This is a genomic window from Ktedonosporobacter rubrisoli, assembly GCF_004208415.1.
GTDB lineage: Bacteria > Chloroflexota > Ktedonobacteria > Ktedonobacterales > Ktedonobacteraceae > Ktedonosporobacter > Ktedonosporobacter rubrisoli.
Genome location: NZ_CP035758.1, coordinates 1 through 22,484, shown reverse-complemented (window position 1 = coordinate 22,484; position 22,484 = coordinate 1). Strand labels below are relative to the sequence as shown.

The 22,484-nt window shown below is 50.7% G+C and carries 28 protein-coding genes and 2 pseudogenes; 13 read left to right on the top strand and 17 right to left on the bottom strand.

The genetic code is table 11. From position 1 onward, the window contains the following. Positions 1-39 precede the first annotated feature (39 nt). The 6 genes from EPA93_RS00140 (at position 40) to EPA93_RS00115 (ending at position 4,505) form a co-directional block, all read left to right on the top strand. Positions 40-456 carry an ester cyclase gene (locus tag EPA93_RS00140; protein ID WP_129885085.1) on the top strand — a complete coding sequence of 139 codons (417 nt, stop codon included), beginning with the start codon at positions 40-42 and terminating at the stop codon, positions 454-456. 149 nt (positions 457-605) lie between these two features. Then, positions 606-1,136: a hypothetical protein gene (locus tag EPA93_RS00135; protein WP_129885084.1), complete on the top strand. Its 531-nt coding sequence runs from the start codon at positions 606-608 to the stop codon at positions 1,134-1,136. Between the two features lie 74 nt (positions 1,137-1,210). Continuing rightward, positions 1,211-1,483, top strand: coding sequence for a hypothetical protein (locus tag EPA93_RS00130; protein WP_129885083.1), 273 nt, complete (start codon positions 1,211-1,213; stop codon positions 1,481-1,483). 44 nt (positions 1,484-1,527) lie between these two features. After that, a complete protein-coding gene (locus EPA93_RS00125) occupies positions 1,528-2,046 on the top strand; it encodes a hypothetical protein (RefSeq protein ID WP_129885082.1) in 519 nt (172 codons plus the stop codon). A 235-nt stretch (positions 2,047-2,281) separates the two neighbouring features. Next, a complete protein-coding gene (locus tag EPA93_RS00120) occupies positions 2,282-3,268 on the top strand; it encodes an MFS transporter (protein ID WP_129885081.1) in 987 nt (328 codons plus the stop codon). A gap of 511 nt (positions 3,269-3,779) precedes the next feature. After that, positions 3,780-4,505 (top strand): TetR/AcrR family transcriptional regulator, encoded by a 726-nt coding sequence (locus tag EPA93_RS00115; RefSeq protein ID WP_129885080.1) that lies wholly within the window; start codon positions 3,780-3,782, stop codon positions 4,503-4,505. A gap of 83 nt (positions 4,506-4,588) precedes the next feature. Here the strand turns inward: EPA93_RS00115 and EPA93_RS00110 are convergent, their stop codons facing one another. Both EPA93_RS00110 and EPA93_RS00105 read right to left on the bottom strand, forming a co-directional pair. Beyond that, positions 4,589-5,197, bottom strand: a complete 609-nt coding sequence (locus tag EPA93_RS00110) for a transposase (RefSeq protein ID WP_129885079.1) — start codon at positions 5,195-5,197, stop codon at positions 4,589-4,591. Continuing rightward, positions 5,194-5,661, bottom strand: a complete 468-nt coding sequence (locus EPA93_RS00105; RefSeq protein ID WP_242527294.1) for a helix-turn-helix domain-containing protein — start codon at positions 5,659-5,661, stop codon at positions 5,194-5,196. Before EPA93_RS00105 ends, EPA93_RS00110 begins: the two co-directional genes overlap by 4 nt. 190 nt (positions 5,662-5,851) lie before the next feature. Between EPA93_RS00105 and EPA93_RS00100 the strand changes: the two genes are divergently transcribed. Both EPA93_RS00100 and EPA93_RS00095 read left to right on the top strand, forming a co-directional pair. Then, entirely contained in the window at positions 5,852-6,118 is a 267-nt protein-coding gene (locus EPA93_RS00100) for a hypothetical protein (RefSeq protein ID WP_129885078.1), read from the top strand. Further along, a pseudogene (locus EPA93_RS00095) lies at positions 6,073-6,693 on the top strand (class I SAM-dependent methyltransferase); the annotation flags it as partial. The gene EPA93_RS00100 and the pseudogene EPA93_RS00095, both read left to right, overlap by 46 nt. Positions 6,694-6,846: 153 nt before the next feature. Here EPA93_RS00095 and EPA93_RS00090 read toward each other — a convergent pair. From EPA93_RS00090 to EPA93_RS00080, 3 genes are all read right to left on the bottom strand, one after another. Further along, positions 6,847-7,038 (bottom strand): hypothetical protein, encoded by a 192-nt coding sequence (locus tag EPA93_RS00090; RefSeq protein WP_129885076.1) that lies wholly within the window; start codon positions 7,036-7,038, stop codon positions 6,847-6,849. A gap of 35 nt (positions 7,039-7,073) precedes the next feature. After that, on the bottom strand, positions 7,074-7,586 hold the full coding sequence (locus tag EPA93_RS00085) for a helix-turn-helix domain-containing protein (RefSeq protein WP_129885075.1): 513 nt from the start codon (positions 7,584-7,586) through the stop codon (positions 7,074-7,076). A 178-nt stretch (positions 7,587-7,764) separates the two neighbouring features. Next, positions 7,765-8,133 carry a hypothetical protein gene (locus tag EPA93_RS00080; protein ID WP_129885074.1) on the bottom strand — a complete coding sequence of 123 codons (369 nt, stop codon included), beginning with the start codon at positions 8,131-8,133 and terminating at the stop codon, positions 7,765-7,767. A gap of 618 nt (positions 8,134-8,751) precedes the next feature. Between EPA93_RS00080 and EPA93_RS00075 the strand changes: the two genes are divergently transcribed. The 3 genes from EPA93_RS00075 to EPA93_RS00065 all read left to right on the top strand — a co-directional run bounded on the left by EPA93_RS00075 (position 8,752) and on the right by EPA93_RS00065 (position 12,809). Continuing rightward, on the top strand, positions 8,752-9,321 hold the full coding sequence (locus EPA93_RS00075; protein WP_129885073.1) for a hypothetical protein: 570 nt from the start codon (positions 8,752-8,754) through the stop codon (positions 9,319-9,321). Between the two features lie 1,012 nt (positions 9,322-10,333). Then, positions 10,334-11,899: a Mu transposase C-terminal domain-containing protein gene (locus EPA93_RS00070; protein WP_129885072.1), complete on the top strand. Its 1,566-nt coding sequence runs from the start codon at positions 10,334-10,336 to the stop codon at positions 11,897-11,899. Beyond that, a complete protein-coding gene (locus tag EPA93_RS00065) occupies positions 11,892-12,809 on the top strand; it encodes an AAA family ATPase (protein ID WP_129885071.1) in 918 nt (305 codons plus the stop codon). Before EPA93_RS00070 ends, EPA93_RS00065 begins: the two co-directional genes overlap by 8 nt. Before the next feature lie 96 nt (positions 12,810-12,905). On the opposite strand, the gene EPA93_RS00060 is transcribed toward EPA93_RS00065, so the two are convergent. Beyond that, positions 12,906-13,139, bottom strand: a complete 234-nt coding sequence (locus tag EPA93_RS00060; protein ID WP_129885067.1) for a hypothetical protein — start codon at positions 13,137-13,139, stop codon at positions 12,906-12,908. Positions 13,140-13,448: 309 nt separating this feature from the next. Between EPA93_RS00060 and EPA93_RS00055 the strand changes: the two genes are divergently transcribed. Then, positions 13,449-15,293 (top strand): protelomerase family protein, encoded by a 1,845-nt coding sequence (locus EPA93_RS00055; RefSeq protein WP_129885070.1) that lies wholly within the window; start codon positions 13,449-13,451, stop codon positions 15,291-15,293. Positions 15,294-16,467: 1,174 nt separating this feature from the next. Here the strand turns inward: EPA93_RS00055 and EPA93_RS00050 are convergent. The 4 genes and pseudogenes from EPA93_RS00050 to EPA93_RS00040 all read right to left on the bottom strand — a co-directional run bounded on the left by EPA93_RS00050 (position 16,468) and on the right by EPA93_RS00040 (position 17,934). After that, positions 16,468-16,833 (bottom strand): hypothetical protein, encoded by a 366-nt coding sequence (locus tag EPA93_RS00050; RefSeq protein WP_129885069.1) that lies wholly within the window; start codon positions 16,831-16,833, stop codon positions 16,468-16,470. Beyond that, positions 16,830-17,144: a hypothetical protein gene (locus tag EPA93_RS49460; RefSeq protein WP_242527293.1), complete on the bottom strand. Its 315-nt coding sequence runs from the start codon at positions 17,142-17,144 to the stop codon at positions 16,830-16,832. The genes EPA93_RS00050 and EPA93_RS49460 overlap by 4 nt, the downstream gene beginning before the upstream one ends. Before the next feature lie 113 nt (positions 17,145-17,257). Continuing rightward, positions 17,258-17,392: pseudogene (locus EPA93_RS50770) on the bottom strand (hypothetical protein); the annotation flags it as partial. A gap of 2 nt (positions 17,393-17,394) precedes the next feature. Further along, positions 17,395-17,934 (bottom strand): protelomerase family protein, encoded by a 540-nt coding sequence (locus EPA93_RS00040; protein WP_129885068.1) that lies wholly within the window; start codon positions 17,932-17,934, stop codon positions 17,395-17,397. A gap of 309 nt (positions 17,935-18,243) precedes the next feature. Between EPA93_RS00040 and EPA93_RS00035 the strand changes: the two genes are divergently transcribed. Continuing rightward, positions 18,244-18,477, top strand: a complete 234-nt coding sequence (locus EPA93_RS00035; protein ID WP_129885067.1) for a hypothetical protein — start codon at positions 18,244-18,246, stop codon at positions 18,475-18,477. A 96-nt stretch (positions 18,478-18,573) separates the two neighbouring features. On the opposite strand, the gene EPA93_RS48135 is transcribed toward EPA93_RS00035, so the two are convergent. The 7 genes from EPA93_RS48135 to EPA93_RS00005 form a co-directional block, all read right to left on the bottom strand. Next, the gene (locus tag EPA93_RS48135; protein WP_165422758.1) at positions 18,574-18,735 is read right to left on the bottom strand and encodes a hypothetical protein; all 162 of its coding nucleotides are present in this window, start codon (positions 18,733-18,735) and stop codon (positions 18,574-18,576) included. After that, positions 18,714-19,190, bottom strand: coding sequence for an AAA family ATPase (locus EPA93_RS00030; protein ID WP_129885066.1), 477 nt, complete (start codon positions 19,188-19,190; stop codon positions 18,714-18,716). The genes EPA93_RS48135 and EPA93_RS00030 overlap by 22 nt, the downstream gene beginning before the upstream one ends. Beyond that, positions 19,133-19,489, bottom strand: a complete 357-nt coding sequence (locus EPA93_RS48935) for a TniB family NTP-binding protein (protein ID WP_207229393.1) — start codon at positions 19,487-19,489, stop codon at positions 19,133-19,135. The genes EPA93_RS00030 and EPA93_RS48935 overlap by 58 nt, the downstream gene beginning before the upstream one ends. Positions 19,490-19,501: 12 nt before the next feature. Continuing rightward, positions 19,502-19,957: a Mu transposase C-terminal domain-containing protein gene (locus EPA93_RS00020; protein WP_165422757.1), complete on the bottom strand. Its 456-nt coding sequence runs from the start codon at positions 19,955-19,957 to the stop codon at positions 19,502-19,504. After that, positions 19,945-20,661 carry an integrase catalytic domain-containing protein gene (locus EPA93_RS00015; protein ID WP_165422756.1) on the bottom strand — a complete coding sequence of 239 codons (717 nt, stop codon included), beginning with the start codon at positions 20,659-20,661 and terminating at the stop codon, positions 19,945-19,947. Before EPA93_RS00015 ends, EPA93_RS00020 begins: the two co-directional genes overlap by 13 nt. Further along, the gene (locus EPA93_RS00010) at positions 20,658-21,044 is read right to left on the bottom strand and encodes a helix-turn-helix domain-containing protein (protein ID WP_165422755.1); all 387 of its coding nucleotides are present in this window, start codon (positions 21,042-21,044) and stop codon (positions 20,658-20,660) included. Before EPA93_RS00010 ends, EPA93_RS00015 begins: the two co-directional genes overlap by 4 nt. Before the next feature lie 1,007 nt (positions 21,045-22,051). Continuing rightward, positions 22,052-22,441: a hypothetical protein gene (locus EPA93_RS00005; RefSeq protein ID WP_129894387.1), complete on the bottom strand. Its 390-nt coding sequence runs from the start codon at positions 22,439-22,441 to the stop codon at positions 22,052-22,054. Positions 22,442-22,484: the final 43 nt, after the last annotated feature.

Sequence of the window (22,484 nt, the reverse complement as noted above, 5' to 3'; positions counted from 1 at the left end):
TTTGAGCGTAGATGCAAGCGAAGCGAGAAAGGATTAACAATGTCAGCAGAAGAAAATAAGGAGCTGATTCGCCATTTGATAACAGCTTATGAGCGGCACGATCTAGAAACCTTCTGGCGTGGTATTGATCCACAAGGCAATTTTCCCGTCTTAAAAAGATTTGGCATCGACCCGACCTATGCAAACTATCACAGTTTTATGACTGCTTTTCTGGAGGCGCTTCCTGATGTTCATCATACTTTTGAGGATATGGTAGCAGAGGGAGAGAGGGTCTGGGTAAGCTATACCATCTGGGGAACACACGAAGGTATGCTGCGTAACGTTCCGGCAACCCACAAGCCAGTCACTTATAGTTTGATTGCCATGTATCGTTTTGCCCATGGTAAGATTGTGGAAGCAGATTTCCTTGCCGATAATTTGAGCCTTCTTCAGCAGTTGGGAGTAATTGCCGAATAAAGTAGAGGTCCAGGTTGCGCATTAAGGACATTATCGAGACTATCAGTTGTTAATGCAAGAAGCAAAGGAATGGAAGGCGGAGTAAAATCCCCCAATTTGTAATATATGACTCATCCCGAATTTTTGGGGAACCCGTCGAGCCGTAAGGGATGATGGAAACCCAAAAGAGGGCAAGACGAGGCAAAAGAGACCTCCTTGCGCTGTTTGCTTCATCTTCAACAGACAGCGCAAGGAGGTCTTTCACATCGATGCCATCCAAGTATGACATACTTCCAGAAAAGGAACAAGCTTCTGAGCACGTCTCACAGGAAATCGCGCAGCAGCTCGAAATCTTCCTTTTCCCTCTTCTTTCTGTGCTCGACATCCTGCTAGATAAGCGGCTTGTACGAACATTTCTTCAGGGTTGCATCGCTATCCTGCGTTTCAGGAATGCAAAGCAGGCTCTTCTTTTAAGTGAGTTGGGCTCCTATCTTGATGGAGTTCGTGGACTTTCGACACAGGCTCCAGCAGGGACAAAAAGGCCGGGAAACCTGATTCGGTCGATCAAATGGATGGTGGCCTCCATTGACCAGTTTTTACTAGATGAAGCAGATACAGAAGTGAAGAAGCTCAAAGCACAAGGAAAAAGGATTATATGCATTTGGGATGGAAGTGTGCTGGAAAGCCTGAGAGTCGGGTGACAGAGGGATTATGCCCAGTCACCTCAAGCAAAGCAAAACGTCTCAATCGAACAAGAAAAGGACTTGTTTTCACTATGCCAACGGCACGACCGGTGATGATGTCAGGAATGCAGTGGACTGGAGCATTGATTGCAGGGATGGAAGGAACGATCAAAGTCGCCTTGATGCATTGGTGGACCACACAAGGGGCTTGTGCCACAAAGCTAAGAGAAAAGGAAGAAACGTTGCTGAGGACGTGTGTGAGGAAATGGGGGAATCTCCCCTTTCACGTGTTTGATTGGGGGTATGCTTCTGGTCCGTGGCTTCAGCTTCTGCAAGCGCTGCGGGTGAAATTCGTGATTCATTAGAGGAAAGGGCATATTTTCGCGATGTCAAGGGAGTACAGAAGAAATTGTGGCAGATCGTACAAGGGAAACGCTATCTTGGGCACAAGCTACTTTTTGATCCGCAGAAGGCTATCAAGCTTTCTTGCGATATTTGGTGGGCACCGGTGTGGCGTCCGAGCTATGCCTATCAGGTGTATCTGATCAAAGTTCGCGTACGAAAGAAGATATGGTATCTGATCGCTAATGAACGTATTGCAACAGAAGAACAAGCATGTGAGATCATTTTTCTTTATCGCAGTTGTTGGCAGATAGAAACTTCATTTCGCTATGAGAAAAGCGAATTGGCCCTGGAGAGTCCCCGGATCTGGAGCTTTGAAAATCGCCTCAAACTCCTTGGGATCGTGACACTGGTCTATGCCTTTCTTCTTCATCTTCTTGATCCTGTCTACAGAGACCTTGTTCAGGCTGCTTTGCATCTCAAATGCCATCGAAGCCGTCTCTGGGAGGAAAATCATCCCGCCCTTGAACGGCTGTATTTCCCTCCCAATGAGGTCTTGCGACAGTTGTTGGCTGTCTCGGGCTAAAAGGGCTTCCCGAAAATTCGGGATGAGTCATAGTATTATTCTGTGCGAGAATATATTATTTGTGGAAATAATGATATATCACCCTTAAAGCTTCTCATTGTCCTACAGTATAATTATAGCATAATTGTCTAGTAGAGCACATCGATCGATTGGCTGGTGTGCTTTTCCGGTTTTTATGCTACATTAGCGAAACTCAATAAACGCCGCTATTGATTAATAAAATAGGAGAAAATATATGAGTGCAGCTAGTGAAAAAGTTTCATTGTGGAAAAATCGCGATTACCTCTTGCTCTGGGGTGGACAAACAATTTCAAATATTGGAAGTAGCGCCTCACGCATAGCATTCCCGTTGTTGGTACTGTTTATCACGCACTCACCCATTCAGGCAGGCTTATTGGCGGCTGTAAGCTCAGTGGCATACGTAGCGCTGTTACTGCCAGCAGGGGCATGGTTGGACAGGTGGCCACGTAAGCAAGCTATGCTTTATTGTGATATAGGGCGTGCGCTGTGTCTTTTGAGCATTCCCATTGCTGTAATAATCAACCATATAACGATTGTACAGCTTTACATAGTTGGCGGGCTTATCAGTGTCTTAGAGGCCTTCTTTGAAATGGCCGAAATTGCAAGTGTGCCGCAGGTTGTTGCGCGTGAGCATCTGCCGGAAGCAATGGGGCGTATGCAAGTTACTTTCGGGATAGCGCAATTAATTGGGCCAATACTAGGAGGGGCCTTATTTTCTTATAGCCATATAGCGCCTTTTCTACTAGATACAGGCTCATATGTGCTTTCCTGCTGCTCTCTGTTCTTTATTCGGGCCAATTTTCAGCAGGAGCGCCAACAACTATATACAAGCCATCTGGGAAGTGAGATTGTTGAGGGAATACTACATCTCTGGAAACAGCCACTATTACGGTATATGGCTGTATTCACAGGCTGTAATGTTTTTTTTGGATCTGGATACATGCTATTGTTGATTATATTAGCTCAACAGCGGCATGCCTCTAATGCTGTTATCGGCCTTATTTTTAGTGGAGGTGGCATAGGAAGTATTGCAGGCGCTGCTGCTGCCAGCTGGTTGCAGCAGCGTTACAAGTTCAGCCAACTAATCATTGCTAGCCTATGGCTTGTTGCCCTGGGTTGGCTTTTACCGCTCATCTTGTCTCAGCCAATGATGCTAATGCTAGCTACAGGATTAATTAATTTTTGTTGCTCCAGTCTATAATGTTATGCATATGAGCTATCGCTTAGCGCTTACCCCTGACAGATTGCAAAGCCGCGTAAATAGCATTGCACGCCTGCTGGCATTAGGATGTGCTCCGCTGGGTCAAGTTCTTAGTGGAGTTTTATTACAAAGTTGTCAGGTAGAGATTGTGTTGCTAGTATGTGTTATTGGTCAGGTTTTCCTGGCAATAGCAGCCACTCTTAACCCTTATATACGAAATGTACCTTCTCTAAGTCAGATAGAAGATCAGTAGAATAGCAAGGCAGAGAGCTTCGTCTGACATTATCAAGCAGGCCATCAGCGCGTGGAAAATCCTTGCTGTAAAGCGTGTGAGTAAGCAGAGTCGGCTAGGAGCCAGCCTGGTTGGACGATAAACTGTAGAGCGTAGGATAGTGCCATTTGATGGATTGAGAAATCTAGAGAAAGAGCAGAGCAAGACTATCCCTGCAACCCTCTTTCATAGAAAGCTTTTGGGTTCTTATCGAACATCATTCCGCTAAGGAACAGATACATGGGGTTTCGTAGCCTGCTCTGTTTAAAATTGAAGGTATTCACAATTGAATTTTGTCAATTTTTGTGCTACTATGCTTATATGAGCCAGAAAGACGCACAACATTTTACGGAACAGGGGAGAGTTGCCCGCCGTCGAGCGCGGGTGCGCTCTGCTCTCCTTGCAGCAGCACGTCAGATATTGACAACGAAGGGCAATCGAGAGGCAACGATTAGCGAGATTGTGCAACTTGCTGACATAGCAACTGGAACTTTCTATCTGCACTTTCGTGATAAAGACGAGCTCTTTATCGCTTTGATCGGAGAGGAGCTTGAGGGAGCATATACCCATCTACAAACAATAACTGCAGATCAACCTCCTGGGCCAGCTTTTTCACTCGCTGTACGAACTGTTCTGACAGGTGCCTATCAACGCCTCGACCTCTTTATGCTAGGCTGTGCTGAAAGTAGTTTTGCCCATGCGCTCATGCACAGTATACAAGCAAAATTGACAGAACTTTTCGTCCCAATGTTGCGGGAGATGACGATTGATATGCAAGCGAACGATGAAGATTGTGAGCTGCAAGCGCATCTTATTGTAGGGATGCTTGTGCAAGCAATTTCCTGGTGGTTTGAACATAGGGAGCCGGAACCTACTGTAATGGCTGAGCGCCTCCTTTGCCTATTGCGGCAGGATATACTTAACGCAGTAAATGACGATAAAGTGGATAACCCGGCAACGCAATAATGTGGAGTCTTTTGGCGCCGTTATTGATCAGATACAAGTTTGTAGCGACTGTAAATTGAGCGATCTGATTGCCTAGTGCATAGTCACGAGACCTTTTCGACGAGAGCCAGATGTGGTTCATAGGAGCAACCAAAATGAGCACAAATCCGCTGAGCCAACTGCTTGGCCGAAAGCAGGCTATCAGGTTCTACAATCGCCTTTTTGGCATGGACCCACTTCGGCTCAATAGGGTTAAGCCAGGGGCTTTGAGTGGGCAAGAAGAAAGGCAAGATGCGAACGCCCTTCTCAGCCTGCTTGACCTGCTGATTGTGCTCCCGAAGCCAACTCCGAACCGTTTTGCTCACATGCCAGGAGGCGTTATCCCAAATCATAAGCCAGTTCCGCTTGCCTTGAGCAGCCAATCGCTCACAACACTCTTGCAGAAACTGGATGCTGATGGCACTTACCGGGCGACCAGTGACGAAGCGCAACCAGATCTGCGAGCGGTCGGGATTGCCCTTTTGCCACAAGACGCCATAGCACGCCAGGGCTTTGGGATCGGGATCGCCCTTTTCCCAGGATTGCTCAACCAAGCGCACAGGCGTCTTCTCGCTTTGCCAGGCATGCAGGCGTGGTCGAGCAAAGCGGCTCCACCAAACTTCATCGAGAAAGCCAGTTGCCCAACCTGGCTGCGTACTGGCGTAGGCGATCAATCGATCTCGTGCGTTTTTTTTAACAGGGAGTGCGGATTGGGGCTGGTGATCCAATGTTTGGCCCGTTTCCAATTGGTCCTCAGCCGCTTGAGAGCGCGGCGTACGCTCTCGTCGGAGATCAGCCTGGGCGTGAAGCCTTGCTCGAAACTGACCTGTGCCGCCAATTCGAGCGTCCACAGGCTCGTCGGTTTGTCGAAGTCGCTGGGGCTGCGGTGCAGCAGGTCTTGCAGTCCTTCTAACGCTTCCTGGGAAAAAGTCGTGCGCAAGCGATGGGGACGCGAGGAACCTTCTTCGAGCACGGCAAGCCCGCTGGCATTGAAGCAGTGGAGAACCGTGAGCACCGTCTGTTTGTGGCATCCCAACTGTTGGGCGATAGTTCCAGCTCGTTCGCTGCGAGCGGAGGCCAGCAGTATTTGGCAGCGACGGAGCACAAATGCATCGGACGAGCGTAATCCCGCTTGCACTTGGCGGCGTTCGTCTTCTGTTAAAGGTCGGATGAAATGGGGGCTTTCATGCCTTTTATTGTACCACATTATCACTTACCTTTCGTGGGAATGCACTAGTGAAGGCGATTTTCACGCTTTAATCTCGCGGAACCACTTTTGAGCCCGAGAAGATGTAGCTTACGTGTTAAGATAATGAGGAGAAGACAACATGTCAGCAGAGCAAAATGACGTTCCTTCTAATGCTTTTGATTGGAACAAGCCTGAGACGGTTAAAAGATGGCGTGGGGAGCGTGAGCGTCGACAACAGGTGCTGGGAGTTGCAACGCAACGCATGTTAGAGGCAGCGCATATTGGCCCTGGGAGTCACGTGCTGGATGTTGCGGCGGGCGTTGGCGACCAGGCCTTGCAGGCTGCTCGCCTGGTTGGGCCAGGACAGTGCAGGCAATCGACCTCGCCAACGAGATGCTTAAAGTAGCGGCAGAAATAGCGCGAGAAGAGGGTGTAACAAATTTGACGACACGGGTTATGAATGCTGAGCGGCTTGAACTGGACGATAGTGTGTTTGATGCCGTGATTTGTCGCTATGGCCTTATGCTTATACCCCATCTATCGCAAGCGTTGTCGGAGATATACCGCGTACTCAAACCAGCCGGGCACCTTGCGGCTATTGTCTGGTCAACGCCAGAAAGCAATCCGATCTTTGGTATACCCTTTGTTATCCTGAAAAAGTATGTAGATATGTCGGTATTGCCCTGGGCTGGCGAGTCCGGCCCCTTTTCCCTCGCCGCACCTGGCAAATTTGAAGGCGTTCTCAGAGCAGCAGGCTTCCGGGATGTTGGAGCGCAAACTATTCCTTTGCTTAATTGCTTTGCCTCTGTAGATGAAGTGTATGCCTCGTATAAGGGTGTTGTTGCCACTGTCTTACAACAGATGAACGAGACTGATCGAGTGCAGCTAGAAGCTGATATTAAGCAAGCCCTGCGGCAATTTGAGGTATCGGATGGTGTAGAGCTACCCGGTCAAGCCTTATTGGGTTATGGCACGAAGTAAAAATTGATTAGATCCTGGACAGCTTGCAGGTGGCATCTGCAGGCTGGAGGTCGTGTCAAGTCAAATAAAAATGTTACCGAGAGAGAACAGCTTCCTCAAATGAGAATGGTACCAAGACCGACAGCTTTCTTTCTCAAAAACAAGCAGAACAATTTAAGCGATCCTGGTCGCAGCCTGAGGAAGCTCCCATAGGTAGGTCAGCAGCCGATACATCTCCTTGCGCAGGGTCAGAGGATTCGTTCGCTCAGAGAGTGCTTGCAAACAAGGCAGTTGTTCGTGATCGAGCGTAGCTGTGGCCCTCAAGCGCTGATAGGGCGTTTGTGCCTGATCCCAATGGCGAAGCACTTTCTCCTGCTGGCAGATCTCCTCCTGCAAATGCATCACAGACTGAAAGAAATTGGAAGATACCCATATTTTGTCATACAGTCCATTCGACTGCTTTGCGGATGGAGAGGACGAGGCATGGGCTTGCGCCATCCATGACGACTCAGTAAGCGAGAGATCGTGCTTTTGTGAACCTCATGTCCAATGTGTGCTTCAAAAGCACGCTTGATTTCGCCAGCAGTAGCGATTTCTCCACGCTCGGCTCGGCTAAAAAAGGGAGCTAAAAACGCTTGCTCTTCTTCAAGGCTCACGTACTGGTGGCGCCGACCTCCTTTCCCTGGCGTCTCCACCGCATCGATCCCCAGCCGATTGTAGGCGGAAATGACTTGGTGAACCATAGCAACACTGGTCCCAGTGTGTTTGGCAATATCGGCTGCTTCTCGTGGATCAACCAAGGCAGTATAGATAATGAGCCAGCGTTGTCGGCACCACGGACGCGGGTCCAGTTTCAAGCGCGTTTTGATTTCTTCCTCAGAAAGGTGAGAAGCAGCTCGCGTGATCCTTGCCATGCGTTCCTCCTGAAATCTCTGTCATCACCTGCTCTCTCATTCTCTCATATTTGATCCTCAGAACGCAATTTGGTATCAGGCGTTTCCAAATGAATGGCTCCAAAATACTGTCGAACCAGCGTCTGATTCTTCTGTTCAACAAAGCGGGTATCATTTTTCTGGGAGGGACGGCTCCGGCTCAGTTTGAGACCAGTGATGGCCTCGCCCCAGAAACGCACGAGATGGGAATTGAAGAATTCTGAGCCATTATCAGGGGCAATTCTTTGACCGCGAAAGGCAAGCGGTTCAAGATCTGACGGAAGCAGGCTTCCATGGCTTGTTCGACCGCCAGGCCATAGGTGCGCCCTCGGCCTTTTACGCGCTTCTTGCGTTCGCGTGTGGGAGCATGCAACAGCCTGAGCAGGCTTTTTCGATGCAAACCGGTGACCTGTTCCATCTCGGTGAGCATGCGACTTTGTTCGCTTCTCTCCGCCTTCGCGTACAGCGGCTTCATTTTCTTGAGGTATTTGCGGCGTTCTGTCACGGTCATCTCATCTTCTGTCGGCATGCTCTTGCTCCCCTCGGTAACATTCTTATTTGAGGGAAGTGTACCTTGTTCAGTAACATTTTACCTGAGGGAATGCGAGGGCTTGATTTTTGGCAGGAAATAGTGTATACTTGATTGTGTTAGTTACAAGAGAGCCATTGATTGGTTCTCTTTTTTTGTGCTCAAAGGCTTCATGCTCCTCCTCTCTCTTGCCCCGCTTTAGGAGCGCGGTCAGAGGGTTGTCCACAGTCGATCCACCGTCGAGGTGAGTTCTCCACACCTTTATCCCCATTTTTAGAGCGAAATTGGTGGATAAAGGGATTGCCACCCTCTCCCTTCTTCAGGTACACTTGTTCTTATCAAGAGACTTCTCGCTCTCATCTCGTGCCTATTTCATCACTGGATTATCGTTCATTCGCACACAAACGAGAGGAGAAGTCGTATGGTTTGCCTTTACGGGACCCTTCCTCCCTTTCCAGGTGGAAAAGCCTTTATCCTCATGGCGCTTCAATGGACGCGAATGAAGCCGTGTCCGCATACGGCAGGCGGGCTTTCATCCGCCTTGAGGTTCAGCACGGTTCTCTCTGGTCACGCTTCGTGTGTTGTCTGCATCTCATAGGCTTCAAGAGGAGGAAGATCATGCCAGCCCTGGCCCCAAAAAGTGCTGTTCGGTATCGTCCAGTTGACCCGGATGTTGCCACCGAAGAGCCACCGCGCATTCCTCGTGCCTCACGCACCCAGCCAACCTCCAAGCTGCCAGAGCGAAGGCAGTGTCCTCTCTCTTGTCAGCCCCTCTGGCTCCTGCCTGTTGGTGTGGGCATGATCCTGATGCTCTTCATCGTCATCGCGGGATCAGTGGTGCTGGGATGGGTGCAGACGGCTTCAGACGATCTGCACTATGGCCGTCCTCGCACCTTCCAGATGGATGCCTTTGTGGGGCATGAAACCGGTAGCACCTCCAGCCACTTCATCGCGCTTAATTTGCAAGGAAAGATTGAGATCATTGAATTGCCTGGAGGTGATCCAACGCGAGCGAGAATGTATGTTGGGCCTAAAATCTATGGACCAGGAGCAGATCTGGTTCCAGTGACGTTGCGCTTCGTGGAAGGAGCCCAGCCTCATCATCCGGAGATGCTTATTCTCTTCCAGAACACGCAAGTGGTCTTTCGCAATGCCAATGGCACCTTTGCGCCTGCAACTCATACGTAGTGGGCGTGTCCTGCCAAAACCTCGTCATCCGGTGGCGTGCAGGGCTGCTGGCAGGGTAGCCTCTATGTGGAGAACGTCGCCGTCAAAACCCATCAGGAAGAAGGCTTGATTTTGGGGGAAAATCGGGTATAGTTGATTCTGTTAGCTACAAGAGAACCATTGAATGGTTCTCTTGTTTTTGTGTTCAAAAGTTTCGTTTTCTCCATTTCTCTCGCCCTCATATGATACCTTCACCCCGTGTCATTGGGGGAACGACAAATTATGTTCCCTCAATTAAGGAACCTCTATCAATTATTGGTACATCAGTCATTGTTCCCCCACACATCTACAATTCAGAGTAACAATGGCAATTGTTACTCTATCTGATCGAGAAACGAGGGAGAATATAGTCTTTATAGGAGGGCACATCAGGCTGTAAATCGACAAAATAGATGAGGGTAAAATTGGCGGGATAAGTGAGTGGTAAAAAAGAAGGGAAGAAGCAGAGAGTGAGAAATGGAGGAGAAGATGGAAGGAGCCAGGGGAAAGCCCTCAAAGAAGCTGTTCAAAGAAGCATCAGGGAAGGTGTGAAATAGGGGCAAAAAGCAGCGGAGAGGAATGGTGAAAAGGAGTCGTCACAGGTGGTGAAAACGGAGGAGGAGAGGGAGAGAGAGACATAGAGGGTATGGGGAAAGCGCGTGTGGAGCGTGCCGATAGGGATCTATCAAAGACTGTGCAAAAAAGAGCCTCAAAGAAAAGAAAGAAAAGGATAGCCCCATTTTTTTGCGAAATAGATGAGGGGAAATCTGGAGGAGAACATGAAGTGGCTGGGTAAAAGAGGTGATATATGGGGAAAGATGTAAATAAGATAGGTCTATCTGGTGAGAGAGGGAGACAAGAGCAGGAAAAGGAGAGGTCTCGGCATCTCTAAGAGAAGCTGGAGACCTCACTTTTTATGGAAAATTGATGGAAAAGGGAGAGGAATATACTGGCTCATGGGGTGAGAGGGAGGAGGAAACAACAGGGAGGGAGTATGAAGCAAGAGAGAAGAGTGCCGAGCCTCACGGAGTTGACGGAAGAGCAACGGACAGAGGCATATAGGCGCTATGAAGTGGTGAAAGAGTGTGTGGAAGAAGGAGTGCCGCAAACGGAGGTGGCGCGGGAATATGGAGTGCCGCTCTCGACATTGCAGCGCTGGGTGCATCAGTATCGGGAAGATGGGCTGTGTGGATTGGCCCGGCAACCGCGTGCGGATCGAGGGACGCGGCGCAATCTCTCGGAAGAGGTGGTGAAAGTGATCGAGGGATTGGCCTTACGCAAACCGCGCAGATCGATGGCAACGATCCATCGGCAGGTGAGTGCGATTGCGCTCACGCAGGGATGGGAAGAACCCAGCTATGCGCAGGTGTATCGAATCGTGAAAGCGTTGTCACCAGCGTTGGTGACGTTGGCGCAGGAGGGGGCCGGGAGCTATCGAGAGGAATATGAGCTGTTGTATCGGCGAGAAGCGGGAAGGGCCAACGAGATCTGGCAAGCGGATCATTGTCTGTTACCAATTTGGGTCAAAGATGGGCAGGGCAAGAGCGCTCGACCGTGGTTGACGGTGATCGAGGATGATAAGAGCCGAGCCATAGCTGGCTATCGGTTCTCGTGGTCAGCCCCCAGTGCGATCCAAACGGCACTAACACTCCGGCAGGCGATCTGGCGCAAAGAAGATCCACAGTGGCAGGTGTGTGGTATCCCCGAGGTGTTCTATACCGATCATGGGAGTGATTTTACGAGCGTGCATTTGGAGCAGGTGGGAGCGGATCTCAAGATGCAGTTGGTGTTTTCGCAGGTGGGAAGGCCGCGAGGGCGAGGCAAGATTGAGCGATTTTTTCAGAGTGTGGAACAACTCTTTTTAGAAAGACAGCCCGGCTATGCGCCATCGGAAGCGTGGCCGAAGTCTGTGGGGCAGGGAGCCGGGAAGGAGAGAGCAGGGGTGCTGACGCTCTGGGAGTTGGAGCAGTGCTTTCGGGAGTGGTTGCTCTCGGACTATCACCGTCGGGTGCAAAAAGGGCACAGCAGGGGACCGCAGGAGCGCTGGGAAGAAGGGGGATTGTTGCCGAGGATGCCGGAGTCGTTGGAACAGTTAGATCTGTTGTTGGTGCAGGTGGCAAGGAAGCGGCGGGTGCAACAGAGCGGGATTGCTTTTGAAGGATATACGTATCTGGATCCCACCCTCTCGGCCTATGTGGGGGAGGAGGTCATGATCCGGTATGATCCGATAGATCTCGCAGAGATCAGAGTGTTTTTTCAAAATCGGTTTGTCTGCCGGGCGATCTGTCCAGAATTGTCGGGACAAACAGTGAGTTTGAAGGAAATTGTGGCAGCCCGGCAGGCAAGGAGAAGGGATCTGAGAGGAGAACTAGCAGAGCGAAAAGCGTTAGTGAAGCACTATGTGAAACGCGAAGCCGAAACCAGCCGCAGGGCTACGGCAGAGCAAGCAGTGGGGGGAGAAAGCGGCAGCAGTGAAGCTGGAAGTTCGCCAGCCAAGATGCAGGAGCAAGAGGCCCCTGTGTCAACGAAAACGCGTCTGAAGAGGTATAGGAATGAGTAAGGCGAAGACGAAGGAGCTCATGGGGCCGGTTGCGAGAGAAGGAGTGGTGGTCTGGGAAGGGCTGGGTGAGGAGCAAGAGGAAGAAGAGGTGCATCGTCGGCTGTGGAAGCGGTTTGTGCAGACGAAAGAGTATGGGAGATTTGTAGAGTTCTGTGAGGAGTGCCGAGCCTCGCGCTATATCGGGGTGTGCTATGGAGCAGCAGGAGTAGGAAAAACCGAGTCGGCGAAGGAATATGCACGCTGGGATGAAATTGAGCCATTGTTGTCCTGGCATGGGGTGGTGCAGCCCCGGTTGTCGCCAGAGAATCCCAGGCCGACAGTCGCGCTCTATACGCCCACGGCGACGGTGACGGCCAGGCAAATAGAGAAAGACATTGCGCTGCTGCGCTGGAGTCTGCGGGTGATTGGAGAGGCGGCCCGCGCCGTGCCCCAAGAGGTGGAGACGGTGGAAGGGATGGTGCGTCCGGGGCAGGTAGACCTGTTAGTGGTGGATGAGGCAGATCGACTCAAACCACAAGCCGTGGAGGTGCTGCGAGATGTGTATGATCGAAGTCCCACGGGGCTAGTGTTGATCGGGATGCCTGGGCTGGAGAAACGTTTGGCCCGCTATCCGCAACTGTATTCGCGGGTGGGTTTTGTCCATCAATATCGGACGTTGGGAAAAGAAGAACAGCAGGAGCTTGTTGAACAACAGGTGCGCTCTTTTGGCGGAGGAAGAGGTGAGGGGAGGAAGATCGAGAAGGAGGCAGTGGCGCAGATTATTCGTATGACGGGCGGGAATTTTCGGCAGATGGAACGGTTGCTCTTGCAAATGAAACGGATCATCGAGATTAATCCAGAGGTCGAACAGGTGAACCGAGAAGTGGTAGAAGCAGCGCGAGAGCAGTTAGTGTTTGGAAGAGGTGTCTAAACCGAGAGCAGGAGGAGGCTCTCTTCTGGTTTGCCTTTTCAAGACAGAGAAAGAAAGCATGTGTTTTTCTCTGTCTGAGCATTGTTCAGAGATGCGTTAATGATGGCCCAGGATGCGCTTGCGAGTAGTGCGTTGCTGGACTTCTGTCGCTTCTCTTTCATCGATTTCATCTTGTACATGGCGTGGTTGGAGGGATTGTTTCTCGATGTGTAAATATTCAACCTGATCTTTCTCGTGATTGAACACGGCGATCCATGTGTATGTGCGCCCTTGACGTTTCACCACCGCCGGGGTGATTTCCGAGGGTGATTTTATCCAATAAACTTGCATGAGCATTTCTCCTTTCACTCTGTTCTACAGAAGGTTCCAGTCATTTTCCTGGTATCGCTTTTGCGTTGCGCACTTCTTATAGTCTTTTGGGAGAGAGAAAATTGGGGATCTGGAACTCACCCACCGATCCATGCGTGGTTTTCGTGCCCGCTCTCCCTGTGAACGGCTCGGATGACGCGCACATGAGCAATGTCCAAAGGAGTCTAGTATATTTACGAGAGGATGTGAGGTAAAGCCTTGACATGTACCAAAGAATTATAGTACAATGATAAGTAATGACGACGGAACAAGAAAGAGGAGGTGTGCTCTATGGGAGAAATGACACGCTGGCAACACGAGTGCTTGTTTGCAGCGGGCGGATTGCTGGATCGGTTGCGCCCCTTAGGGGTGACTGAGGAACGGGAGATTGAGCGTCTCTGTCAAGAGGAAATCGCGGCCTGGCGTGCGCGTCCGACGATGGTCGTCGAAAGTTCCCTCCAGGAGCCGCTGCGGCATGCCCGCAATGCCATTCGGGAGCATCTTCCTCTCACTGGTGCTAATCGGTGGAAGAATCCGAAGACGAAGAAGTACGAGCACATTGCGCTCAAGTATCTCAACTTTTCATTGGAGGAGTGGCAGCGCATCAATACCGATAGCGAGGAGCGCTTTGCCCAAAGAATACGCTCGCAGCAACGCATTGACGATCCCGATGCGGTTGTGTGTCTCTCCGAAGACCTCTTGCGCAGGCCTGAGTGGTATAACTTGGCACTCGGGGTGACCATCAACACCGGGCGTCGGAGCACCGAAGTGCTCAAAACGGGGGTCTTCTCTCCCAAGACCGCCTATACACTCTGGTTTAAGGGGCAATTAAAGACGAAGGAATATGATTTAGAGGCGTATGAGATCCCCACGCTGGTGCCCGCGGATCTGGTGCTTGCGGCTATTGCTCGCTTGCGGCAGCTCCTGGATTGCTCTCAGATGAGCAATGATGCGGTCAGTCAGCGCTTTGGCCCGGTGATGCGTCAAATGGCGGATCAGCACTTACGTGACCTGATCCCCAAGAAAGATGAGGGGCAAAACCTGTATACGCATCTGTCCCGTTCCATTTATGGGCGCTTGTGTGTGCTCTATCACTGCCCCCCTGCCGTGTTCGATTTACAGTATATGGCGCATATTCTCGGCCACTATTGGTATTTTCGTGAGCAGGACGAGAAGAAACGGGCGAATCTGGATAGCACCTTGCATTATATGGACTATGTGATTGGTGATGGCCATGGCAACTTGGACGGTCGTCGTGGCATTTGGCTGGGTACGAAACCGGGCGTTGAGGTGCTTGATGCCTTTCGAAAGGAGTGGGAGGAGATGACACAGCCACCCGTGATACGAACAGGTCATTCTGGAAAGAAGAAAGAGCCAATGGGAGAGCAGCATCCGGTGAGACCCAAGAAGCGTTCCATCCTCAATTGTTTGCCCCAACAGAAGACCCTGTTTGATGCCGAGATGGAGCGGCGAAGCCTGGCCCATCAGCATGAATTGGTTGGCGCGCTCTTGAATGAAGCGGCCTGGTATCGGCAGATGGATGCGGAACTTTCCCCTCTTTCCGAAGCGCTGCAAGCGTCTACCCCATTGGGGACTCTGAGATCCCTCATTGCAGTGTATCAGGGGGAGAAGCAAGACGTGGCAGTCAGCACCCATCTCCAGCAACGCTGGGGGGTGTCGCTTGACCAGATCGATGCGCTCTTTGAGAAGGCCGTCGAGGATGGCTATAAGGAGCCTCTCAAATACTTTGAGGGCACCCTAGAAAAACGGGAGAGCTATAAAGCAGGGGCGCAGAAGCGGGCCCAAAAATACCAGCAAACGGATTTTACCCTGCTTCCCTATTCCCAACTGGAACATATTCGGATGCCTGAAGCGGCGCAGGAGCGGGTTCGTCGCATTGTCCTGACCATCATGCGGCACAATGAACGGGCCCAACCCCGTGATCGTTGGTATATCAATGCTGGACTCATCTACCAACTCAAAACGATCCGCCATGAGCTGATCAATGCCTATCTCAAGGAACATGAAGAAGAGATCAAAAACCATCATCGCCAGTTGGGTATTGAACCCCGGTATAATCGCAAAATGGAATCGATTCGGGAAATGATCACCATTCCTGAGGAACCTCTCCCTTAAATGGGTCTCTCCATGCTCTTCCTAAAGAAGTAACATCTCTTGCCTTTTGGTTGTGCTGTCGTCATACAAAAATTGTACAATAGAATTGTTGGTATGTAAAATTATTTGGTATAGATTATGATTATACAAAAGAATATCAGGTACAATATGTTACGGAGTATACCTGTACCTGATATTCTTTTGTATAATCATTTAAGGGATGGGAAACCTCAACTTGTTGTACTTTAGAAATTGATGTACAGATTTATGGAGAGAGAACAACCTATTTGCCCCGATTTCTCGTACCATAGATAACATAGTACGCAAAATATCTATACAACACAACCTAATGTAAAGAAAACGAACTCCAATACTTGTAATGATGACCGGTCTATTTTCTTCGTCACGTGTATCTATTGTGTACACAATAGATACACGTGACGAAGAAAATAGACCGGTCATCATTACAAGTATTGGAGTTCGTTTTCTTTACATTAGGTTGTGTTGTATAGATATTTTGCGTACTATGTTATCTATGGTACGAGAAATCGGGGCAAATAGGTTGTTCTCTCTCCATAAATCTGTACATCAATTTCTAAAGTACAACAAGTTGAGGTTTCCCATCCCTTAAATGATTATACAAAAGAATATCAGGTACAGGTATACTCCGTAACATATTGTACCTGATATTCTTTTGTATAATCATAATCTATACCAAATAATTTTACATACCAACAATTCTATTGTACAATTTTTGTATGACGACAGCACAACCAAAAGGCAAGAGATGTTACTTCTTTAGGAAGAGCATGGAGAGACCCATTTAAGGGAGAGGTTCCTCAGGAATGGTGATCATTTCCCGAATCGATTCCATTTTGCGATTATACCGGGGTTCAATACCCAACTGGCGATGATGGTTTTTGATCTCTTCTTCATGTTCCTTGAGATAGGCATTGATCAGCTCATGGCGGATCGTTTTGAGTTGGTAGATGAGTCCAGCATTGATATACCAACGATCACGGGGTTGGCCCGTTCATTGTGCCGCATGATGGTCAGGACAATGCGACGAACCCGCTCCTGCGCCGCTTCAGGCATCCGAATATGTTCCAGTTGGGAATAGGGAAGCAGGGTAAAATCCGTTTGCTGGTATTTTTGGGCCCGCTTCTGCGCCCTGCTTTATAGCTCTCCCGTTTTTCTAGGGTGCCCTCAAAGTATTTGAGAGGCTCCTTATAGCCATCCTCGACGGCCTTCTCAAAGAGCGCATCGATCTGGTCAAGCGACACCCCCAGCGTTGCTGGAGATGGGTGCTGACTGCCACGTCTTGCTTCTCCCCCTGATACACTGCAATGAGGGATCTCAGAGTCCCCAATGGGGTAGACGCTTGCAGCGCTTCGGAAAGAGGGGAAAGTTCCGCATCCATCTGCCGATACCAGGCCGCTTCATTCAAGAGCGCGCCAACCAATTCATGCTGATGGGCCAGGCTTCGCCGCTCCATCTCGGCATCAAACAGGGTCTTCTGTTGGGGCAAACAATTGAGGATGGAACGCTTCTTGGGTCTCACCGGATGCTGCTCTCCATTGGCTCTTTCTTCTTTCCAGAATGACCTGTTCGTATCACGGGTGGCTGTGTCATCTCCTCCCACTCCTTTCGAAAGGCATCAAGCACCTCAACGCCCGGTTTCGTACCCAGCCAAATGCCACGACGACCGTCCAAGTTGCCATGGCCATCACCAATCACATAGTCCATATAATGCAAGGTGCTATCCAGATTCGCCCGTTTCTTCTCGTCCTGCTCACGAAAATACCAATAGTGGCCGAGAATATGCGCCATATACTGTAAATCGAACACGGCAGGGGGGCAGTGATAGAGCACACACAAGCGCCCATAAATGGAACGGGACAGATGCGTATACAGGTTTTGCCCTCATCTTTCTTGGGGATCAGGTCACGTAAGTGCTGATCCGCCATTTGACGCATCACCGGGCCAAAGCGCTGACTGACCGCATCATTGCTCATCTGAGAGCAATCCAGGAGCTGCCGCAAGCGAGCAATAGCCGCAAGCACCAGATCCGCGGGCACCAGCGTGGGGATCTCATACGCCTCTAAATCATATTCCTTCGTCTTTAATTGCCCCTTAAACCAGAGTGTATAGGCGGTCTTGGGAGAGAAGACCCCGTTTTGAGCACTTCGGTGCTCCGACGCCCGGTGTTGATGGTCACCCCGAGTGCCAAGTTATACCACTCAGGCCTGCGCAAGAGGTCTTCGGAGAGACACACAACCGCATCGGGATCGTCAATGCGTTGCTGCGAGCGTATTCTTTGGGCAAAGCGCTCCTCGCTATCGGTATTGATGCGCTGCCACTCCTCCAATGAAAAGTTGAGATACTTGAGCGCAATGTGCTCGTACTTCTTCGTCTTCGGATTCTTCCACCGATTAGCACCAGTGAGAGGAAGATGCTCCCGAATGGCATTGCGGGCATGCCGCAGCGGCTCCTGGAGGGAACTTTCGACGACCATCGTCGGACGCGCACGCCAGGCCGCGATTTCCTCTTGACAGAGACGCTCAATCTCCCGTTCCTCAGTCACCCCTAAGGGGCGCAACCGATCCAGCAATCCGCCCGCTGCAAACAAGCACTCGTGTTGCCAGCGTGTCATTTCTCCCATAGAGCACACCTCCTCTTTCTTGTTCCGTCGTCATTACTTATCATTGTACTATAATTCTTTGGTACATGTCAAGGCTTTACCTCACATCCTCTCGTAAATATACTAGACTCCTTTGGACATTGCTCATGTGCGCGTCATCCGAGCCGTTCACAGGGAGAGCGGGCACGAAAACCACGCATGGATCGGTGGGTGAGTTCCAGATCCCCAATTTTCTCTCTCCCAAAAGACTATAAGAAGTGCGCAACGCAAAAGCGATACCAGGAAAATGACTGGAACCTTCTGTAGAACAGAGTGAAAGGAGAAATGCTCATGCAAGTTTATTGGATAAAATCACCCTCGGAAATCACCCCGGCGGTGGTGAAACGTCAAGGGCGCACATACACATGGATCGCCGTGTTCAATCACGAGAAAGATCAGGTTGAATATTTACACATCGAGAAACAATCCCTCCAACCACGCCATGTACAAGATGAAATCGATGAAAGAGAAGCGACAGAAGTCCAGCAACGCACTACTCGCAAGCGCATCCTGGGCCATCATTAACGCATCTCTGAACAATGCTCAGACAGAGAAAAACACATGCTTTCTTTCTCTGTCTTGAAAAGGCAAACCAGAAGAGAGCCTCCTCCTGCTCTCGGTTTAGACACCTCTTCCAAACACTAACTGCTCTCGCGCTGCTTCTACCACTTCTCGGTTCACCTGTTCGACCTCTGGATTAATCTCGATGATCCGTTTCATTTGCAAGAGCAACCGTTCCATCTGCCGAAAATTCCCGCCCGTCATACGAATAATCTGCGCCACTGCCTCCTTCTCGATCTTCCTCCCCTCACCTCTTCCTCCGCCAAAGAGCGCACCTGTTGTTCAACAAGCTCCTGCTGTTCTTCTTTTCCCAACGTCCGATATTGATGGACAAAACCCACCCGCGAATACAGTTGCGGATAGCGGGCCAAACGTTTCTCCAGCCCAGGCATCCCGATCAACACTAGCCCCGTGGGACTTCGATCATACACATCTCGCAGCACCTCCACGGCTTGTGGTTTGAGTCGATCTGCCTCATCCACCACTAACAGGTCTACCTGCCCCGGACGCACCATCCCTTCCACCGTCTCCACCTCTTGGGGCACGGCGCGGGCCGCCTCTCCAATCACCCGCAGACTCCAGCGCAGCAGCGCAATGTCTTTCTCTATTTGCCTGGCCGTCACCGTCGCCGTGGGCGTATAGAGCGCGACTGTCGGCCTGGGATTCTCTGGCGACAACCGGGGCTGCACCACCCATGCCAGGACAACAATGGCTCAATTTCATCCCAGCGTGCATATTCCTTCGCCGACTCGGTTTTTCCTACTCCTGCTGCTCCATAGCACACCCCGATATAGCGCGAGGCTCGGCACTCCTCACAGAACTCTACAAATCTCCCATACTCTTTCGTCTGCACAAACCGCTTCCACAGCCGACGATGCACCTCTTCTTCCTCTTGCTCCTCACCCAGCCCTTCCCAGACCACCACTCCTTCTCTCGCAACCGGCCCCATGAGCTCCTTCGTCTTCGCCTTACTCATTCCTATACCTCTTCAGACGCGTTTTCGTTGACACAGGGGCCTCTTGCTCCTGCATCTTGGCTGGCGAACTTCCAGCTTCACTGCTGCCGCTTTCTCCCCCACTGCTTGCTCTGCCGTAGCCCTGCGGCTGGTTTCGGCTTCGCGTTTCACATAGTGCTTCACTAACGCTTTTCGCTCTGCTAGTTCTCCTCTCAGATCCCTTCTCCTTGCCTGCCGGGCTGCCACAATTTCCTTCAAACTCACTGTTTGTCCCGACAATTCTGGACAGATCGCCCGGCAGACAAACCGATTTTGAAAAAACACTCTGATCTCTGCGAGATCTATCGGATCATACCGGATCATGACCTCCTCCCCCACATAGGCCGAGAGGGTGGGATCCAGATACGTATATCCTTCAAAAGCAATCCCGCTCTGTTGCACCCGCCGCTTCCTTGCCACCTGCACCAACAACAGATCTAACTGTTCCAACGACTCCGGCATCCTCGGCAACAATCCCCTTCTTCCCAGCGCTCCTGCGGTCCCCTGCTGTGCCCTTTTTGCACCCGACGGTGATAGTCCGAGAGCAACCACTCCCGAAAGCACTGCTCCAACTCCCAGAGCGTCAGCACCCCTGCTCTCTCCTTCCCGGCTCCCTGCCCCACAGACTTCGGCCACGCTTCCGATGGCGCATAGCCGGGCTGTCTTTCTAAAAAGAGTTGTTCCACACTCTGAAAAAATCGCTCAATCTTGCCTCGCCCTCGCGGCCTTCCCACCTGCGAAAACACCAACTGCATCTTGAGATCCGCTCCCACCTGCTCCAAATGCACGCTCGTAAAATCACTCCCATGATCGGTATAGAACACCTCGGGGATACCACACACCTGCCACTGTGGATCTTCTTTGCGCCAGATCGCCTGCCGGAGTGTTAGTGCCGTTTGGATCGCACTGGGGGCTGACCACGAGAACCGATAGCCAGCTATGGCTCGGCTCTTATCATCCTCGATCACCGTCAACCACGGTCGAGCGCTCTTGCCCTGCCCATCTTTGACCCAAATTGGTAACAGACAATGATCCGCTTGCCAGATCTCGTTGGCCCTTCCCGCTTCTCGCCGATACAACAGCTCATATTCCTCTCGATAGCTCCCGGCCCCCTCCTGCGCCAACGTCACCAACGCTGGTGACAACGCTTTCACGATTCGATACACCTGCGCATAGCTGGGTTCTTCCCATCCTGCGTGAGCGCAATCGCACTCACCTGCCGATGGATCGTTGCCATCGATCTGCGCGGTTTGCGTAAGGCCAATCCCTCGATCACTTTCACCACCTCTTCCGAGAGATTGCGCCGCGTCCCTCGATCCGCACGCGGTTGCCGGGCCAATCCACACAGCCCATCTTCCCGATACTGATGCACCCAGCGCTGCAATGTCGAGAGCGGCACTCCATATTCCCGCGCCACCTCCGTTTGCGGCACTCCTTCTTCCACACACTCTTTCACCACTTCATAGCGCCTATATGCCTCTGTCCGTTGCTCTTCCGTCAACTCCGTGAGGCTCGGCACTCTTCTCTCTTGCTTCATACTCCCTCCCTGTTGTTTCCTCCTCCCTCTCACCCCATGAGCCAGTATATTCTCTCCCTTTTCCATCAATTTTCCATAAAAGTGAGGTCTCCAGCTTCTCTTAGAGATGCCGAGACCTCTCCTTTTCCTGCTCTTGTCTCCCTCTCTCACCAGATAGACCTATCTTATTTACATCTTTCCCCATATATCACCTCTTTTTACCCAGCCACTTCATGTTCTCCTCCAGATTTCCCCTCATCTATTTCGCAAAAAAATGGGGCTATCCTTTTCTTTCTTTTCTTTGAGGCTCTTTTTTGCACAGTCTTTGATAGATCCCTATCGGCACGCTCCACACGCGCTTTCCCCATACCCTCTATGTCTCTCTCTCCCTCTCCTCCTCCGTTTTCACCACCTGTGACGACTCCTTTTCACCATTCCTCTCCGCTGCTTTTTGCCCCTATTTCACACCTTCCCTGATGCTTCTTTGAACAGCTTCTTGAGGGCTTTCCCTGGCTCCTTCCATCTTCTCCTCATTTCTCACTCTCTGCTTCTTCCCTTCTTTTTTACCACTCACTTATCCCGCCAATTTTACCCTCATCTATTTTGTCGATTTACAGCCTGATGTGCCCTCCTATAAGACTATATTCTCCCTCGTTTCTCGATCAGATAGAGTAACAATTGCCATTGTTACTCTGAATTGTAGATGTGTGGGGAACAATGACTGATGTACCAATAATTGATAGAGGTTCCTTAATTGAGGGAACATAATTTGTCGTTCCCCCAATGACACGGGGTGAAGGTATCATATGAGGGCGAGAGAAATGGAGAAAACGAAACTTTTGAACACAAAAAACAAGAGAACCATTCAATGGTTCTCTTGTAGCTAACAGAATCAACTATACCCGATTTTCCCCCAAAATCAAGCCTTCTTCCTGATGGGTTTTGACGGCGACGTTCTCCACATAGAGGCTACCCTGCCAGCAGCCCTGCACGCCACCGGATGACGAGGTTTTGGCAGGACACGCCCACTACGTATGAGTTGCAGGCGCAAAGGTGCCATTGGCATTGCGAAAGACCACTTGCGTGTTCTGGAAGAGAATAAGCATCTCCGGATGATGAGGCTGGGCTCCTTCCACGAAGCGCAACGTCACTGGAACCAGATCTGCTCCTGGTCCATAGATTTTAGGCCCAACATACATTCTCGCTCGCGTTGGATCACCTCCAGGCAATTCAATGATCTCAATCTTTCCTTGCAAATTAAGCGCGATGAAGTGGCTGGAGGTGCTACCGGTTTCATGCCCCACAAAGGCATCCATCTGGAAGGTGCGAGGACGGCCATAGTGCAGATCGTCTGAAGCCGTCTGCACCCATCCCAGCACCACTGATCCCGCGATGACGATGAAGAGCATCAGGATCATGCCCACACCAACAGGCAGGAGCCAGAGGGGCTGACAAGAGAGA